Annotated in this window: 12 protein-coding genes; 3 read left to right on the forward strand and 9 right to left on the reverse strand. The window is 62.3% G+C overall.

Going from position 1 to position 18,712, the window contains the following annotated elements:
• Nucleotides 1-139 precede the first annotated feature (139 nt).
• Nucleotides 140-349 carry a hypothetical protein gene (locus APT63_11495; protein AMA46198.1) on the forward strand — a complete coding sequence of 70 codons (210 nt, stop codon included), beginning with the start codon at nucleotides 140-142 and terminating at the stop codon, nucleotides 347-349.
• Nucleotides 350-523: 174 nt separating this feature from the next.
• On the opposite strand, the gene APT63_11500 is transcribed toward APT63_11495, so the two are convergent.
• The 9 genes from APT63_11500 to APT63_11540 all read right to left on the reverse strand — a co-directional run bounded on the left by APT63_11500 (nucleotide 524) and on the right by APT63_11540 (nucleotide 15,592).
• Nucleotides 524-976 (reverse strand): hypothetical protein, encoded by a 453-nt coding sequence (locus APT63_11500; GenBank protein AMA46199.1) that lies wholly within the window; start codon nucleotides 974-976, stop codon nucleotides 524-526.
• Complete coding sequence (locus APT63_11505) at nucleotides 966-2,381, reverse strand: hypothetical protein (GenBank protein ID AMA46200.1); 1,416 nt, start codon at nucleotides 2,379-2,381, stop codon at nucleotides 966-968. The genes APT63_11500 and APT63_11505 overlap by 11 nt, the downstream gene beginning before the upstream one ends.
• On the reverse strand, nucleotides 2,378-4,039 hold the full coding sequence (locus APT63_11510; GenBank protein ID AMA46201.1) for a hypothetical protein: 1,662 nt from the start codon (nucleotides 4,037-4,039) through the stop codon (nucleotides 2,378-2,380). The genes APT63_11505 and APT63_11510 overlap by 4 nt, the downstream gene beginning before the upstream one ends.
• A gap of 531 nt (nucleotides 4,040-4,570) precedes the next feature.
• Nucleotides 4,571-9,361 (reverse strand): hypothetical protein, encoded by a 4,791-nt coding sequence (locus APT63_11515; GenBank protein ID AMA47868.1) that lies wholly within the window; start codon nucleotides 9,359-9,361, stop codon nucleotides 4,571-4,573.
• 674 nt (nucleotides 9,362-10,035) lie between these two features.
• On the reverse strand, nucleotides 10,036-10,449 hold the full coding sequence (locus APT63_11520; protein AMA46202.1) for a hypothetical protein: 414 nt from the start codon (nucleotides 10,447-10,449) through the stop codon (nucleotides 10,036-10,038).
• A gap of 293 nt (nucleotides 10,450-10,742) precedes the next feature.
• A complete protein-coding gene (locus tag APT63_11525; GenBank protein ID AMA46203.1) occupies nucleotides 10,743-11,528 on the reverse strand; it encodes a hypothetical protein in 786 nt (261 codons plus the stop codon).
• 77 nt (nucleotides 11,529-11,605) lie between these two features.
• Nucleotides 11,606-12,475, reverse strand: coding sequence for a hypothetical protein (locus tag APT63_11530; protein AMA46204.1), 870 nt, complete (start codon nucleotides 12,473-12,475; stop codon nucleotides 11,606-11,608).
• Between the two features lie 23 nt (nucleotides 12,476-12,498).
• Nucleotides 12,499-13,275 (reverse strand): hypothetical protein, encoded by a 777-nt coding sequence (locus tag APT63_11535; protein AMA46205.1) that lies wholly within the window; start codon nucleotides 13,273-13,275, stop codon nucleotides 12,499-12,501.
• Between the two features lie 637 nt (nucleotides 13,276-13,912).
• On the reverse strand, nucleotides 13,913-15,592 hold the full coding sequence (locus tag APT63_11540; GenBank protein AMA46206.1) for an AMP-binding protein: 1,680 nt from the start codon (nucleotides 15,590-15,592) through the stop codon (nucleotides 13,913-13,915).
• 328 nt (nucleotides 15,593-15,920) lie between these two features.
• On the opposite strand from APT63_11540, the gene APT63_11545 reads away from it, so the two are divergent.
• Nucleotides 15,921-17,084: an isovaleryl-CoA dehydrogenase gene (locus APT63_11545; protein AMA46207.1), complete on the forward strand. Its 1,164-nt coding sequence runs from the start codon at nucleotides 15,921-15,923 to the stop codon at nucleotides 17,082-17,084.
• 18 nt (nucleotides 17,085-17,102) lie between these two features.
• Entirely contained in the window at nucleotides 17,103-18,710 is a 1,608-nt protein-coding gene (locus tag APT63_11550) for a methylcrotonoyl-CoA carboxylase (protein ID AMA46208.1), read from the forward strand.
• Nucleotides 18,711-18,712 lie beyond the last annotated feature (2 nt).

Genomic DNA, 18,712 nt, shown 5'->3' on the forward strand with positions numbered 1-18,712 from the left:
GCAAGTCAGTCAACCCGATGACGGTGCCCGGGCAACGCATTGCCGGTGCAAGCATTGACAGACCGAACGACTTACAAGGCTGTACCAAGCGGGCAGAGTATTGATGCCCATCGCCGTAACCCAACGTAAGGAACCTACCATGGCTACCAAAACTGAAATAAAAGCGCTGCTTGCTTCCAAATACGGCATCAAGGAGGACGACATTCTGGACGACACACCCCTGAGCGATATTATGGGCAGCGATAACAAGCTGGGCTCTTACATCAAAGACCAATTCGATGTGGAGCTTTCCACTGGCGAACTGGAGGGCGCAAGCAACGTCGATGACCTGGCGAAGTTGCTTACCTGAGGCTGTATTCCGGTTTGGCCGGCGCGTCAGCTACGTTACAACGGTGTGTTATAGGTGCCGTTGCCGCTGACCTGCAGCCATGCCGTACTACCTGCACGTCCCGGCCCTTGCCGGGCGTGCAGGCGTTCGAGGTGTGCCGAACGCCTGGGCACATGAACCGGCCCGTTCTGCCAGTTACCGCCAGGTGAACCTCAGATTCTGGCACCAGGATGAAGGTATTTCCTGCCCGTGAAAACGTGCCATGGCAGCATCGACTCCGGCCATGACCCGAATGAGCAAGGAGCGGTCCTGACGACTTTGGTTCAGCTGGATCGAGCCACGAACGTACCTTCCTCTGCAGTGTTCCAGGTGTGCATCGGTCTGGTGCCGGCCGTCATCAGCCCCTTCGTGGTCAAGGCGATCGGCGAGCGGGCGACCCGTCGCTATGCCTTGACCGCCGAGCGGTTCGACGCGCACGCGGCACGCCCTGGGCCTGTTCGCCGACACCTGCCCGCAGGAGGCGCTGGAGCAGTGCCTCGAGGGCTGGATCGATACCCTGCTGCTCAACAGCCCGCAGGCCATGCGCGCCTGCAAGGACCTGCTGCACGAGGTGGAGTCGGCCGACCTGACCCCGGCCCTAACGCTCATGAAAGCTTTCACGTGCCATGACTTCCAGTGGCGTGAGGAAATAGCTGATCAGACGACGTTGACGCGTGGTGATTTCAGCGGTGACGGCCATGCCTGGCGTCAGTAACAGCGGCGCTGCGTCTGAAGCATCGAGCCAAGGACTGTCCAGGCGAATGCGCACGGCATAGACCAGCCCACGCTGGCTGTCCTCGATGGCATCGTGGGAGACGCTGCTGACGATGCCTTGCGCCAGGCCGTAGCGGGTATAGCTGAATGTCTCTACCTTCACCTGAGCCGGCTGGCCTGGTTGCACGAAACCGACATCCTTGTTCGCGAGAAAAGCCTCCACCTCGACAGGCTGTTCCTTGGGCACGATCACCATGAGTGGCTGCGCCTCGGTAACCACGCCGCCCACCGTGTGCACGGCCAGTTGCTGCACAGTGCCATCGACAGGTGCCCTGAGCGTGCGCTGCCCATGCCGCAGCCGCGCCTTGTCCATTTCCTGTTCGAGTGTGGCTGCCCGGGACTCGGCTTCCTGCTGCAGGTCGAGCATGTTGCGGCGCTGTTGCGCCCGGATACTCGTGCGTCGATGCGTGGCGACGTCGAGCGAAGCTTTCACTTCGCGCCGCCTGGCCTGCAGCTGATCCAGCTCTCGCCGCTGTTGCAGGTGCTCCTGCTTGCGTTGCAGGTACTGATGCTTGGCTACCGCTTGATCCGCCAGAAGCCGGGCATAATCGTCCACCAGTTCCTGAGCGATGGGCAGCGCATGCTGCAATGCCTGGATCGACACGTCGATGGAACCCAGCTCATGTTCGGCGCGATTGATTTCGGCCGTAGCCTGGTCCAGCTGGCTGCGCAGCTCGAGATACTGGCCTTCGAGCCAGCGTTGGACCGCCTGACGCTTCGTCAAGTCGGCTTCGCCGAGCTGATCAGCAGGCAGCTCAGGCGGCCGGTCGCTTTCGATGGTGGCGATCATGGCCGTGGCCCGGACCCTGTCGATACGCGCCGACAACAGATCCGCCGCCAGCCGTGCCAGATCGGCCGCGGTTGCACGCGCCTCGAGTTCGACCACGACCTCACCCGCCATGACCGACTGACCGTCTTGAACGTGAATGGCCTTGATCACAGCGCTTTCCCGGGGCTGTATCACTTTGCTGCGCCCACTCGGCACGACCTTGCCCTGGGCCGTCGCCACCACATCGATCTTGCCGACGATGGACCACACGAGCGCCAAGAACAGGACCCCGACGATGAGTCCTTGTAGCAGACGCGGAAACACGTGGGGCGGACGCTGTTGAAGTGCAAGCACCGGCGCGAAGAATTGCCATTCTGCGTCTGGACACTGTCGAGGCGCCTCGTGACGCTGACGCCAAGCTGCGCGTACGGCCGTGACATAGCGTCGAACCATGGCTCTCCAGCGGCTCATGCCCTGTCCTCCTGCTGAAGTCGCAGGAGCCGGGCATAATGCCCCTCGGGCAAGGCAGCCAGTTCGGCTGGGCTGCCCTGCTCGATCAGCCGACCTTCGTCGAACACCAAGATGCGGTCACACGTGCGAAGGGTCTCCAACCGATGAGCGATCATGATGAGCGTTCGGTCATGGCGAATACGGGGCAAGGCTGCCATGAAGTCGGCCTGAGCCTCTTCATCCAAGGCGCTGGTGGCCTCATCGAACAGCAAGATGGAGGGCTTGGCCACCAAGGCACGGGCGATCGCGATACGCTGGCGCTGCCCACCGGAAAGAGTGCTGCCTGACTCGGCTACCGGCGTCTCATAGCCACCCGGCAAGCGCTCGATGAACGTGTGGGCGCCGGCCAGGCGAGCAGCCTCGATGACGTCATGCCGGCTCGCCCCTGGCCGCGCCAGTGCAATGTTGTCATGGACGGTGCCTTTGAACAGAAAGGGTTGCTGCATGACGACACCCATGTGCCGACGCAGACTGGCCATGTCGGCCATGGCCAGGTCATGTCCATCCAGCCGTAGCGTGCCCTTACTGGGTGACGCGAAGCCTAACAGCAGCTTGATCAGCGTGCTTTTGCCCGAGCCAGACGTACCGGTGATGCCGATACATTGTCCAGGCTCGACCTCGAAACTGACATGATCCAGTATCAACGGGCCATCAGCGGCATAGCGAAAGCACACGGAATCGACTGCCACCCGGCCAGACACGCGCGGCAAGGCCATCGCAGCAAGCCGCCCCTGGGCTGGCTGTTGAAGGATCACCCCCAAGCGCTGCAAGGCAACCCGCGCCTGCTGGTAACAGGCCCACACTTGGCCCAGGCGTAGCGCGGGTTGGGCGACACGACTGGCAAACAGGTTGAATGCGATGAAGCTGCCGATACTGAGATCGCCCGCCATGACGGCTTGCGCGCCCAACCCCAGTATGACAGCCGCAGCCAGCTTGCCCGTCAGGCCTATCGACTCCTGGGCAAACGCTGCCGATAACCCGAGGCGCCGCTGCGCCAGCGTCGCTTCGGTCAGTCGTGTATCCCACTGCTCGGCAGTCCAGCGCTCGGCCCCCATGCCTTTGAGGGTGCGTATCGCATTGAGTGATTCCACGAGAAAGGCTTCGTTGGCTGCGGCACGCACCTGTGCGCGCTCGGCGTGACGATGCACGATCGGCCCCCAGCACAGTGCCAGTAGCGCGTAGATCACCAAGGAACCCGCGACCACTGCAGTCAGGACCGGGCTGTACATCAGCATGACGCTCAGGAAGACGAGGGAAAACAACCCGTCCAACACCACGGCCAGACTGTGGTGCGTGAGAAAGTCGCGGACCGTGTCGAGCTCGCGCATCCGTGCGGCAATTTCACCCAGAGGACGCTCGCTGAAAAAATGCGGCGACACCGACAGCAAGTGCCCGAACAATGCCGCCTTGAGCTCTGCATCCAGCCGGGCCAAAGGGTGGGCGAACACGGCATGCCGCACCGCGCTGAACACCGTCTCGAACAGCATGACCGCGACCAACCCCGAGATCATGACGACCAGGGTAGGGAGGCTGCGGTGTACCAGCACGTGGTCCATCACCACTTGAAAGAACACAGGCGTGATGAGCGAAAAGGCCAGCAGGCATACACCCGCCAGCAATACGCGTGTCAGTGTCCTTGTGTACTTGCGCACAATGGGCCAACACCATCGGAAACCCGTAGTGCAAGTGACGAGCGACGAGGTGACGGGACGCAAGAGCAACAGGGTGCCGTTGCTTCTGCTGGAAAAGCCGAGGCGACTGACCGCGAAAGGTTGGTCGTCGCCCAGGTACTGGATCCACAGTTTTCCCTGCACCTGTCGCCAGACCACATAAGGGCGCTGATCACGCCCGTAGCCAATGGCCGGTAGCGGCAATCGGTGAGGGTGACGACAGTCGTGCCGTACCTGGGTATCGAACCCCAATCGACGTGCGGCATGCTGAAGCTGATCGAGGGTCAACGGTTGACCGTTCTCCCCATACTCGTGGGCCAACGCCTGCGTACAACACGCGACGCGATAATGGCGAGCCAGCTGAGCCAATGCCCAGAGCGCAGGATCCGCTGGACGCTGAGCAAACGTGTACATATCCATCAAAAACGACCGAGAAGCGCGCCGCCCTCGTGGGGACGGCGCTGAAGGGTAAAAGAGGTGTCAGGCCGCGTGCGCCAGCAGTGGCTCATGCCCCGTGTGTCGAGGGACATACGGCGCCAACAGGCTGCCTGCGCCATCCGGCGCGAAACCCGCCATGGCATGCGTCAGCGACGCGACCGCGGATGAGGACGTTGTCGCACCCACCTCGGCCAACTCAGGCACTGCCAGGGTGTGTGCACCGAACAAGGGCTGCGCCGCTGCCGGCTGAGGGTCAGGTAGATAAAGCGCACTCCCTGCCGGTGCGTACAGGAAATGCTCCGGGCCAAGCAGGTTCGGGTCCAGGCCATCGATGTACATCAGGTCGATGATGGTTCCTGCTGCGTTGGGCAAGGTCGTGATTCGAGTGCCATTGGCCAAGGCCAGGCCATTGATGACGATCCGCTCTTGTTTCTCGACCTTGAGCTGCGACCATTGCGTCACGCCCAAGGGTGCGAGATCGAGTTTGTCCATGGCCGGATTGAAACCGCGGATGGCATTGCGCAGGTCGGTTTGCCCTTCCTGTCTGGCCGCTACGAAAATGGCTGGGCCTTCACCGTTGCGCTCATAGACCACCCCGTTAAGGCGGGCCTGAGTACGCCCGTCGGCACCGAACTCCATGCTCACGCCTTTCGCACCGCCTTTGAGGATGACCTCGCCAGGCCGTGAATCGGTCGGTTGAGGCGGTATCGTGGCAGCCCCGTCGAAGTAGCCTTCGGGCAAGGTAAAACGACGATCGAAACGAAAATGTTCCGCTGACAGCATGCCTGCTTGCGTATCGAGCAGGTCGATGCGTTGGTTGCCGGGCAACTGAACGCGCGTCGTGGTGCCTTCCTGCGCCAGCGTCAGCTCGGCGAAGCTGCCGATACCCATGCCCGTTACGGCAATCACCTCGCCTTTGGCTGCCTCGAAGCCCTGGACGGTGTCCTGGCCACCGGCACGCTGACGCACCACGTAGAGATCTCGGCCTGCACTGCCGGTCAGCGTATTCGCACCTCGCCCTCCTTCGAGCACGGTGCCTTGCCCCGACGCGATCAGGTGATCATTGCCATCGCCGCTGACCAGATGACCGAATGCCCCAGGCGAAACGATGGACAAGGGCTGGCCTGCCAACGTAGCGCTACCGCTTTGAAGATCGATCCTGACATCGGTAGAGATGGCCGCCGCATTGAGGGTGTTGAAGCCTCCCGCACTGCCGTTGACGGCATCGTCCAACACCGCGCGTGTCGGCTCTTGAGCGATGCTGGCGAAGGCGTCGGTGTAGACGTACTGGTCGTCGGCCGAGGCTGCCTCGCCATAGACGCGCAATCCCCAGCTGTGCAGCGTGATGGGCTTGCCGCCGTCGGCGCTGCTGGCCTCCAGTGTCCACGAGCCCTGACTGTACTCACCCCAGTGGTGGGTCGACATGAAGCTGTAACTGAAGGCCCCGCTGCGCTCACTGCCTCGATCGGTCTCGCCTGCGCCTTCACCGAAACGTTTTTTGCCAGCCCGGTCGAGCAGCAGGCTTTGCGTACCGGTCGGTGAGATCAGGCGCAGTTGCAGATCACCCAATTGACCGACTTCGGTATTCACATCGACTTCGACATGCTCGATCCGCACGCCTGCCGGCAGTGTATGTTCAGCTCGCGCAGTCTGGCCCGCGGCGATGACCAATTCCACGGACACGGCCGCAGCGCCGACCTCGGTTTCGTTGACCAGGGTGCGGGTGGCGGTCCAGCTTTCTGCCAGCCGCACCGCGGCGCGTGCATCCACTTTGCCGAACCCATAGTCGTCACTTTTGCGCAAGCCGCCGCCATTCCAGTGACGCGCATGGTTGTATGTCCATGTGGTAGCGGCATCCGCTACATAGGCTGCCGATAGCGCCAGGATGTGCTGCACGTCGCGATAACCCAGCGACGGATTGGCTTCGAGCATCAAGGCCGCCACGCCAGAGACGATGGGCGCCGCGAAGCTGGTGCCTTGGGTCGCCGAATAGTCGCTGCCAAATACGGCCCCACGCGCAGTGTCCAGCTTGCGGCTGGTGGCCAACACGTTGCTGCCTGGAGCCGATACCAGCAAGCTGGTGCCAGGGTTGGAAAAGGGCGCCGCCTCGATCTGAAGCGTGGAAAGATCGCCCTTGGCATTGATCGCTCCGACCTGGATACCGTAGCGGTGATTGCTGGTCAGCGAACCTTGCGCACTTCCCCCGGCAGCCCGTGCGTTCCCACCCGCATTGACCATCACGGTACCCAGACCGCCGCGGCCATTGCGCGCAGCGTACTGGTTGTTGAGCAGCAGCGCGGTTTCCGTGGTGACACGGCCACCCGTCAGGTTGGTCAGTGCAAAATCGTGGGTGAACCCCCAGCTGTTGTTGGCCACATCGTAGTGGCCTGTGTTGGACAGCCCCTGCAGGTCGTTGCCTTGGTTGGCCAGGTAATGCCCAGCCAGGGAAGCCTCAGGCGCGACACCGACCGCGCCCAGCCCGTTCCGGGCCGCTGCGATCACGCCGGCCACCTGGGTGGCGTGGTTCGAGAACTGCGAGGGCAACAGCCCCTCCTTGCGTTGAGAAGCCAGCCAGCCCGAGTCGACGTTCGGCGCCAGGTCCGGGTGCTGGAGATCGAAGATTTCCGGCCCGACCGAAAACGCCCCACCGGGCTCGAAGATGCCGACGCGAACCCCTTTACCGCTGTACTGCTGCCAGACCGGGTACACGCCTATGTCCGCCAGGTACCACTGTCGAGCGGCCAGCGGATCGCTCGGTACCTCGTCGGTCAGCAGGTGCACCTCACCCCGCATCGGCGCCGCTTCGCCGGTCTTCAGGCTCACCACGTTCATGGCCGGGTTGCCAGCAGCATCGAGCAATGCGTATTTGAACCCCATGGCGCCTTGGCCATGCGGGTCTGGCGTGAAGACCACGTTGCCGTGCTCATCGAGCACGGCCGTACCGCCCATCGCTTCACTGACGTCACTGAGGCGCAAGGGGCCTTGACTCCCCATCGGTTGGTCGTTACCCAGCAAGGTTGCCGCCGCAATCACCCGCGCACCGTCTCGTCGGGTCAGTACTGCGCCGCTGGCGTCGGTACGCACGCTGTCGGTCACCGGCATGGCATGGGGACCGCCCAGATTGACCGCGGAAATGTCGGCGAAATTGAGTTTCTGGATACGCGTGAGGGTCAGGGTGCCATCGCGTCCGGCAACGGTGTCCTGCAGGCGGTAGCCCGTGTCGGTCGGCGTGATGACGTAGTCGCCATGCGCGCCATGCAGGCTCACCAGGTTGACGCCACCTCCGCCATCGATCACGGCATCGCCCTTGCCTGCCTCGATGACGTCGTCACCGTCACGACCCTTGATCAGCGCCTGCCCGGCCCCGGCGTAGATGATGCTGCCCTGGGCCGAGGCGAAGATGAGGTCATTGCCGGGCCCGGCATAAATGACCGACTTGCCCGTGCCACCGACGATGATGTTGCGGCCCTGCCCGCCGACCAGCACATCGTCGCCGCCCCCACCGATGAGGGTGCTGCCCGCCGCGCCGCCCTTCATGAACACGCCGTGATTGGCCCCGGCGATGAACACATCGTGCCCACGCCCGCCTTGCGCCATCAACACACCCGCCTTGGCCAGGTTGAGCGACAGGCCCCGGTCGCCCACGACGATGACAGCGTCACGCCCACCCCCGCCGCTGATCTGGGACGTATCGTCGCTGGCGCTGATCAGGAAGACATCATCCCCGGCACCACCCTCGTAGCGATTGCGGCCGCCTCCACCGACCAGCCAGCTTCCCTCCGGGGCCGCCTTGAGCGTGTCGTCGCCCAACCCACCTTGCACGGTCTGCACGCCCAAGGCCTGGGCGTCCAAAGTGACACCCTTGTCATCGTGGGTCGTGTAACTGGTCCGGGTAACTTCACCCGCGCGGCTTTCGATACGCTGCCCTTGAGCGTCGGCCTGCACACGGTGGCTGACCGCATCGCTCAAGAAATTCACGGCCTGGGCTTCGCGCTGCTGACCATGGATGACGAACGTACCGGTGGCACGCAGGGTATTGCCGCTGGCATGGGTGGTGTTCTGGGGCGTGGCCGCGAGCGCAATCTCCGAGATCGACCAGGCATCGAGCGTCTTGAGTTCGTCGGCTTCGCTGCTGCCGTTGCGATTGTCGTCGGTCCACACGCGTAACTGCGGCCACTGCGCATCGGACGCGGTGATGCGCCCGTCGGCATCGCTGTCGAGAGACGCGAGCGCGGCGAATGCATCCGGGAACCTCGCCTCTCCGGGCTGGCCCGCCTCCCCTGTCTTGCCGCCAAAATACTCGGAGATCAACTGCCCGCCATGCCGAATGGCGCCACTGCCATCGTCCAACGCCAGCAGGCCCGTGCCCACACCGATCCAACCCGTGCGCTTCACGGTACCGCTGTTGTCGATGTCGAAGACCGTGCCGTCCACGATGGACGTCATCTTCACACCCTGCCCGGTCAAGTCGAGCAGCAGTGGGTCCACGTAGACGTTATGGGTGGTATTGGCGCCCAGGTTGTTGAAGAGCAGGCTGTTCTGAAGGCGCTCGGACGGTGTGCAGGCAGTGCCTTTGTCGATGTAGGCTTGTTGCAGGTATTCGTTGGGTTTGGCATTGGGGTCCAGCTGGATTTCTCCAGGGCGAACGCCGCCTGTGGCCAGACTGGCGATTTGCGTGGACATGAAATCGGTCTTGTCGAGGGTGCCGCGCTCGAAGCGGATCTGGTGAGTGGCTTCGGAGACGGCATAGCCGTTGCGCACCGAGTCTGCGGCCTCGGTTTCTCCTTGGGTGCGGTTTTTAGGGAGTGGGTTGTTCTTGATGAAGAGAGCCAGTTCTGGATCGGGAACGACGTACGTGGCGGTATTGAGCAGTTCTTGGAGCGAGTCTCGGGCCAATGTGGTCGCTTGGTCCAGAATGGGGTCAGACAGTGCCTGGATCATACGGGGGCTGGCGACTCGGCGGATCCAGCCGGAGACGTCAGCATCCGGGTTTGATGGACTGTGGGCGGCCAATTCACTGAGTACGTAGCCAGAAAGCAGCATTTCTCCAGTAAAGTCACCCGCGAGCTGTAGGGCCCTAGTCCAAAGCACTTCATGCTCAGAAACGGGTGTCGCTTTGAAAAAAGTATCAAGGGTCCAGTAACTTATATCGAGCCCTGCCGCTGAGAACACTCTTTCATGAACAGCGATAGCCTGACCTGCATTAATTTCAAATTTATCTTGGCCGATGCTTTTCTCGAAGAGGTCAAGTGTGGATTTTGCCATTGATCGCCTCACTCTCTCAAGGATCACATGCGGCATTTCCTCTGCATACTGCTCAGCATAGCGTTCCTTCATGAATGTTACCGCAGCCCGGCCCGCAATACCTTCATAACTGACAACGCCTTTCGCTAAAGTCGCATATCGAGAACCCTTGGACTCAAGAAACGCATAAAAATCTGCTGGCCCTTGATCATCAAGCAATGCTTTGGCCGTCTCGAAGTCCTGCCTTGTAATGCTCATATTTCTCACCCCTCAACCCTTTTATACTTGTAAACCCTCAAACTCTCTTCATTCGAGAGCAGAAAGCTTTTCCAGTGATCCAAATACCTCATCGGAAACCTAATCTCTATCCGACTTCCCAAAATTTTGCTATACGCTTCGAACGTGCAATGCGGCACTCTATCCTCAATGTTGCACACCCCTACTACTAGAGAGAATCCGTCTAGATTTCGCACCCAAAAGACCCGCTCCAAATCGATCGGCCTTGAATAAAAATAATTCAGACCCAAGAACTTTTCGTAATCATCCTCTTTTCCAGTTCCGAACCGATAATAATTCTTGATCACCAAAATTTTTTCTATATATTCTTCTTTCCCAGGCGCCAACATCATACCGACACCAAAACACTTTTCAGCGTTAGCCGTGTGATACTCGGCCAACTTGAACTCAGGCCAACACCAGCGAAACAATCTGCTTACAAGCTTGTCCGTGCATGTGTGCTTACGACTGGACAATCCCTCTCCCCATGGATCATCGCCGACATATTGAGCAAGCCCCCCAAACACCGAATAAGGAAAGCGGTATATCCACTCACCAAACACCCCGCATGTGTATTGCTCCTCAGGCTGGGCGCTTGCGCCATTCCCACGTAACGCTTCGATCGACCTGACTGCCACTGGAGTGAATTGCAAGGCCACCCAACTTAAAAACAACCCGATTACGACAACTCTCGTCACCGTACACTTACCCATGACGCATGCCTCCGCAAACGTGAGTGACCGTCAGTTACCAGCCGGGCTGATGACGTTTGATTTTCTTCAACGTCAACGCACGTTACCTGTCGCTCCACGGCCTCAAAATGACGCTTCCAGTTCGCTACGTCGCGCGCTGCAAAATTGACTTGCATGAATGTGTGCCCCTGCCGGCTGTACATATCAAAAATGCACTGTGGAGAGGCCAGGTCGTGTCGGCAGGCCCCCACGACATAACCGGCAGGCAACGCCATGTTCATATACAATCGCTCTTGGCCCTCGTGCACATCGATATAATCAAGCGCCAACGCCTGGTCGTGAAGAATCTGCTCTTTCGAGAGAGGCAATAAGTAACTGGGGTTTTGCCGGGGAAAGGTGTTTCTGATCGGCCTCAGAACGGGCAACATGCCTGTGACCTCGCATGTTTTACCGCGTGAATAGAACCCGATCAGGCGAAAGGCAGGAACGCACGCTCGAGCCACGTCATTGCGAAACGCTGCGGCGAGGGCGCGCTTGCGGGCCGATAGCACCTCCCGCGTCGTAGTGGCCACTTCGTCTTCAGCTTCGAACAGCGATCTGGGAAACGAAAACAGCAGGGTATTCATCATCGCGCACAGTAGGCTCTGCCCCTCGACCGGCTCGTCGGAGGCCATCATCGACGCTGTTGCCAGGGACGCCGATGGTGATCCCTGAGCGTGGTGCTCATAGATTAGACCCGACACACCACACACCACCACGAGAAACACAACAGCCCATTTCTTTTTCATTGAATGATCACTCCTGAAAGTCAATCTTGCTGCTCAAGAACGAAACGCTGCGTTTCCCCATCGCCAGCGCAGCGCACTCATTGCTTGGTGAACTCGACGATTCGTCCGGCTTTCTTCAAGGCTTGCGCGCGGTGAGCGATGATCAGCACGGTCCTTCCCCGGCAGATCTCAGGCATGTGTTCGAGAATGTGCCGCTCCGCCTCGGCGTCCAGTGCGCTGGTGGCCTCATCCATGATCAGCACCTTGGGATTGGCGAACAGCGTGCGGGCCAGGGCAACCCGTTGGCGCTGGCCGCCGGACAACGAGCCCCCGCCTTCGCACAGCACGGTGTCGTACCCCTGGGGCAGCTTGAGGATGAAGTCGTGGGCACCCGCCAGGCGTGCGGCCGCCACGATGTCGTCGAACGGGGCACCGGGATCGGTGATGGCGATGTTTTCTCGCACTGTGCCGTGGAGCAGTACTGCGTCCTGCGTGACGACACCCACCTGCTGCCTCAGCGAAAGCGGGTGCACGGTCGCCAGATCGATGTCATCGATCAGCACCTGACCCTGCTCTGGGACGTGGAGCTTTTGCAACAGAAGCGCCAGAGTGCTCTTGCCACACCCCGAGGGCCCGCGGATGCCGACGACCTCGCCTGGCTGGATGACGAGGTTGAATCGGTCCAGAACGAGAGGCTGGCCGGGCGCATAACGAAAGCAGACCGTGCGAAACTCGATTCGCCCGAGGATGTCGGGCATCGGCCGGCAGGCGGGATCGTTGTCTTCCCGAGGTGCATCGAGCACATCGGCCAACCGATGCATGGCGATTCCGGCTTGCTGCAGATGCACCCACAGGTGCGCGAGCCGCTGCACGGGTTGGGCAATGCGCGTAGCGAGCAGGTTGAAGGCGACCAGTTGTCCCAGGGTCAGGCTAGACTGGATCACCAGCCACGCCCCCAGGCCCAGCACGGTGGCAGTCGTCAGCTTGCCGATCAGACCGACGCCTCCTGCATCAAGACCGACGTGTTGCCAGCCCGAAGCCCGGCGAAGACCGTGCTGGCCTGCAGCCTGGCCCAGCGCCGCTTGAACTGCGGCTCGGCGGCCAGCGTTTTCACAGTGTCCATGCCGCGCAGGGTTTCCAGCAGGAAGGCGTGCTGGGTAGCACCCTGCACCGCTTGCGCCTCCAGCCTTCGGCGCAGATGAGGCGTGAGCCCCAGCGCCAGCCCCAGGTACAAGGGAAGCGAACCTAGCACGACCCAGGCCAGCACCGGACTCAACAGAAACAGAGCAGCAGCGAAGACCGCGAAGAACAAGGTATCGATCAGTGCGCTGAGGGTGTGTGCACTGAGAAACTGCCGCAGCGTCTCGACCTCACCCAAGCGGGCGACCAGGTGCCCGCACTGCCGTGCCTGAAAGTAAGACAGCGGTAGGGCCAACAGATGACGGTACAGCTGGCTACCCAGCTTGGCGTCGATACGCGCCGCCGTATGTTCGAGGGTGTAGGTGCGGATGGCGTTGAGCGCGCTTTCGAGCAGCGCGACGGTCAGGCAGGCGATGACCAGCACGTCCAGCGTGTGCAGGTTGCGGTGCAACAGGACCTTGTCCATGACCGCCTGGAAAAACAGCGGCGACATCAACGCTAAGAGCTGCAAGGCAAACGCGGCGACCAGCACCTGACACAGCCACCTGCGGTGCTCCACGAGCGCGGGAATGAACCAGCTGAAATCGAACCGGGCGAGGTTGCCGAGGGCCGCGCGCGCAGGCTGCAAGACCAGCAGTTGCCCGGTCCACCGCTGCGCCAGGCCCTGCAGGGTGAGGGTTTCCGATTGGCCGCTGAGCGGATCGTGTACGAGTACCGTACCTTGTCGTACGGCGGCACGATGAAGGCTGATCCGTTCGTACCCGAAGCGATGGCAGGCAGGGGTTGATGCGTCAACTGCGCGGACGTGCAGGATTGGTAACGACCTGTCAGGCCGCACCGCTTGGCTTCGTCGAGGACGGTATCCCATCGCAGGTCAGCATTGTCAGCAATGGTTACAAAGCAGCGGTGAAAATGGCCAATCGCCTGTAGGCATGCCCGAAGGCTGGAGGTGCACCTGTCCATGATACGGCCTTGCTCAACGAAGTCGGAGCAAGACTAACCAGGATCGATAAGGGGTGATGTCAGCTCGTGTCTGAAGATTTCGCAGGACGTTTCGTAGGCAATTCCAGAAACTCTGTAAGAAGAAAGGTAAGTCTAAAAGAGAAAAATAACCGACTCACGCGTTGGGCTAGAAGTCAGACGCCCCGAAGGCTATCCATGAACAAACGAAGCCTCCTGTCGCATGCATTGCAGGTGCACCAGCGCCCTGGGCCTGCAGAACCTCCAGGCCCAACGCCTCTCGGTGGTGTGCAACAGCCGTTTGCTCACCCTTTCACAGCGCCATACGCCTCGATGCTGATCTCCCGCATCCGAAACTTCTGCACTTTCCCCGTGACCGTCATCGGAAACGCCTCCACGAAGCGAATGTGCTGAGGCACCTTGAAGTGCGCGACATGCGACCTGCACCAGGTCTGCAATTGCGCGGCCGTGACGACCTGGCCAGGCCGTAGCCTGATCCAGGCGACGAGCGCTTCCCCATACCGGCTGCAGGGGATGCCGACCACCTGTGCCTCGGCCACCGCCGGGTGGGTGTGGAAGAACTCTTCCAGCTCGCGTGGGTAGATGTTCTCGCCACCGCGGATGATCATGTCCTTGTTGCGCCCGACGATGCGCACATACCCCGCCTCGTCCATCACGGCCAGGTCCCCGGTGTGCATCCAGCCTGCCGCATCGATGGCCTGGCGGGTGGCCTCGGGGTCGCCCCAGTAGCCGAGCATCACGCTGTAGCCGCGAGTGCACAGCTCGCCGGTCTCGCCTCGGGCGACGGTCACGCCGTCGGCATCCACCAGCTTGGTCTCCAGGTGCGGCTGCGTACGCCCGACGGTGGTCACGCGCAACTCCAGTGCATCGTTCGGCCCGGTCTGCAACGAGACCGGACTGGTCTCGGTCATGCCATAGGCGATCTGCACCTCGGCCATGTGCAGTTGGTCGATGACCCGGCGCATGACCTCGATCGGGCAGGTGGCACCCGCCATGACGCCGCTGCGCAGGCTCGACAGGTCCAGCTGCGTCCGCACGGGGTGGTCGAGCAGCGCGATGAACATGGTCGGCACGCCATAGAGCACGCTGGCACGCTCCTCGGCCACGGTGCGCAAGGTCAGTTCGGCGTCGAAGGCGTCATTGGGGTAGATCATCGTGCTGCCGTGGGTGAGGCAGCCGAGGTTGGCCATGACCATGCCGAAGCAGTGGTACAGCGGCACCGGAATCACCAGGCGATCATGAGCGGTCAGGCCCAGGCTGCGACCGACCATGCGCCCGTTGTTGAGGATGTTGTGGTGACTCAGGGTCGCGCCTTTTGGCGCGCCGGTGGTGCCGGAGGTGTACTGGATGTTCACCGGCTGTTCGCAGCGAAGCTGCCGTTGACGGGCCTCATAGGCTTCGATCGAGGTCTGCCCTGCCCGGTCGGCCAATGCCCGCCATGGCAGAAAGCCGCTGGGTGGTTCATGCGCCAGACTGATCACGCCGCGCAGCTCGGGCAATCGCTCGCTGATCCATTCGCCCGGCACCCTGCGGGACGTCTGCGGGACCAGCGCCTGCACCATGGCATGGTAATCCGACGTCTTGAACGTGCCCGCACAGACCAGCCAGCGGCAGCCGGACTGGCGCAGCACGTACTCCAGTTCCGCGACCCGGTAGGCCGGGTTGATGGTGACCAGGATCGCGCCGACCTTGGCACTGGCGATCTGCAGGATGCACCACTCGGCGCAGTTGGGCGACCAGATGCCGACCCGGTCGCCCAGGCCGACGCCCAAGGCCATCAGGGCACGGGCTAGGATGTCGATCTGCTCGGCCAACTGCCGCCAGGTGTAGCGCAGGCCTTGATGGCGCACGACCAGCGCTTCACCGTCGGCATGCCTGGCGACGGTGGCATCGAAAGCCTGACCGAGGGTCGTGGTCAACAGCGGCACGTCCTGGTGACCGCGGGTATGGCTGGGTTGATTCATGGGCGACCCTTGTTGTGATTGTTCTGGGCACGACTGAAGCAAGCGTCGGTAACTCTGGACCACAATGACGTTTACGTAAAGGAAACGGATCGATTGACAGCCTCCGCTTGCAGGCTTACGTTTACGTAAAGGCAACGGCCGACACAGCATGTCCTGACATGAAACACGGACCTTGTGGGAGCGGGCTTGCCCGCGATGGCGATCGCCCAGGCCACGGTGATGGGCCTGCTGACGCTTTCGCGGGCCAGCCCGCTCCCACAGAGACCTGGCGTCAGGTACGCGAGCCAGGGTGTCGTCCTCCCATCCAAGAACAACAAGGTGCCCCCGCATGCATTACCCTTCCCTGAATTTCGCTCTGGGCGAAACCCTCGACATGCTTCGCGATCAAGTGCGCACCTTCGTCGCGGCTGAAGTGGCGCCGCGCGCCGCGCAGATCGACCACGACAACCTGTTCCCCGCCGACCTGTGGCGCAAGTTCGGCGACATGGGCCTGCTGGGCATCACTGTGCCAGAAGAGCATGGCGGCGCAGGCTTGGGTTACCTGGCCCATGTGATCGCCATGGAGGAAATCAGCCGCGGTTCGGCCTCGGTGGCGCTGTCCTACGGCGCCCACTCCAACCTCTGCGTCAACCAGATCAACCGCAACGGCACCCCCGCACAGAAGCAGAAATACCTGCCCGCGCTGCTCAGCGGCGAGCACATCGGCGCTTTGGCCATGAGCGAGCCCAATGCAGGCTCGGATGTGGTGTCGATGAAATTGCGCGCAGAGAAACGCGGCGACCACTACGTGCTCAACGGCAGCAAGACCTGGATCACCAACGGCCCCGACGCCCATACCTACGTGATCTACGCCAAGACCGACCTGGACAAGGGCGCGCACGGCATCACCGCGTTCATCGTCGAGCGCGACTGGAAAGGCTTCGGCCGCGGCAACAAGTTCGACAAGCTGGGCATGCGCGGCTCCAACACCTGCGAGCTGTTCTTCGACGGCGTGGAAGTGCCGCAGGAGAACATCCTCGGCCAGCTCGACGGGGGCGTGCGCGTGCTGATGAGTGGCCTGGACTACGAGCGCGTGGTGCTGGCCGGCGGCCCTACCGGGATCATGCAAAGCTGCCTGGACCTGGTGGTGCCTTACATCCACGACCGCAAGCAGTTCGGTCAGAGCATCGGTGAATTCCAGCTGATCCAGGCCAAGATCGCCGACCTGTACACCCAGCTCAATGCCAGCCGCGCCTACCTGTACGCCGTCGCCCAGGCCTGCGACCGGGGCGAGACCACCCGCAAGGACGCCGCCGGGGTGATCCTGTACACCGCCGAGCGCGCCACGCAGATGGCCCTGGAGGCAATCCAGATCCTCGGCGGCAACGGTTACATCAATGAATTCCCGGCGGGCCGCCTGCTGCGCGACGCCAAGCTGTACGAGATCGGCGCGGGCACCAGTGAAATCCGCCGGATGCTGATCGGCCGTGAATTGTTCAACGAAACCCGCTGAGCACAAGGGGCAGCGCACATGGCGACCTTGCACACCCAGATCGACCCGCGTTCGGCCGAATTCGCCGACAACCGCGCGGCCATGCTCGAACAGCTCCAGGCCCTGCAGGACCTGCTCGCCCAGGTGGCACAGGGCGGCGGGCCCAACGCTCAGGAACGGCACACCGCCCGCGGCAAGCTGTTGCCGCGCGAGCGCATCGACCGCCTGCTGGACCCAGGCTCGCCGTTCCTCGAGATCGGCCAGCTGGCCGCCCATGGGGTATACGACGAAGACGTGCCCGCCGCGGGCGTGATCGCCGGCATCGGCCGCATCGAGGGCGTGGAATGCATGATCGTGGCCAACGACGCCACGGTCAAAGGCGGCACCTATTACCCGTTGACGGTGAAGAAGCACCTGCGCGCGCAGGCCATCGCCCAGCAGAACCGCCTGCCGTGCCTCTACCTGGTGGACTCCGGCGGCGCCAACCTGCCGCGTCAGGACGAGGTGTTCCCCGACCGCGAGCACTTCGGACGCATCTTCTTCAACCAGGCCACCATGAGCGCGCTGGGCATTCCCCAGATCGCCGTGGTGATGGGATCGTGCACCGCCGGTGGCGCCTACGTGCCGGCCATGGCCGACGAAGCGATCATGGTGCGCCACCAGGCGACCATCTTCCTGGCCGGGCCGCCCCTGGTGAAGGCTGCCACGGGCGAAGTGGTGAGCGCCGAAGACCTGGGCGGCGCCGACGTGCACTGTCGCATCAGCGGTGTGGCCGACCACTATGCCGAAGACGACGCCCATGCCCTGGCGCTGGCCCGGCGCAGCGTGGCCAACCTCAACTGGCGCAAGCTGGGCCAGCTGCAGCGCCAGGCGCCGATCGCACCGCTGTATGCCGCCGAGGAGCTGTACGGCGTGGTGCCGGCCGAGACCAAGCAGCCGTTCGATGTGCGCGATGTAATCGCACGGCTGGTCGACGGCTCGGTGTTCGATGAGTTCAAGGCGCTGTTCGGCACCACGCTGGTCTGCGGCTTCGCGCACCTGCACGGCTACCCGGTGGCGATCCTGGCCAACAACGGTGTGCTGTTCGCCGAGGCGGCGCAGAAAGGCGCGCACTTCATCGAGCTGGCCTGCCAACGCGGGATCCCGCTGGTGTTCCTGCAGAACATCACCGGCTTCATGGTCGGCCAGAAGTACGAGCATGGCGGCATTGCCAAGCACGGCGCCAAGCTGGTCGCTGCCGTGTCCTGCGCACAGGTGCCGAAATTCACGGTGATCATCGGCGGCAGCTTCGGTGCCGGCAACTATGGCATGTGCGGTCGCGCCTACGACCCGCGATTCCTGTGGATGTGGCCGAACGCGCGCATCGGCGTGATGGGGGCCGAGCAGGCCGCCGGGGTTCTGGTGCAGGTCAAGCGCGAGCAGCAGGCGCGTCAGGGCCAGCCATGGGATGCCGACGACGAAGCGCGCATCCGCCAGCCGATCGTCGACCAGTACGAGCGTCAGGCCCATGCCTGGTATTCCAGCGCGCGCCTCTGGGACGACGGCGTCATCGACCCGGCGCAGACCCGCGATGTACTTGCCCTGGCCCTGTCGGCTTCTCTCAACGCCCCGATCGAAGCCAGCCGCTTCGGCATCTTCCGGATGTGAAC

This window comes from Pseudomonas monteilii (assembly GCA_001534745.1).
Taxonomy (GTDB): Bacteria; Pseudomonadota; Gammaproteobacteria; order Pseudomonadales; family Pseudomonadaceae; genus Aquipseudomonas; species Aquipseudomonas alabamensis.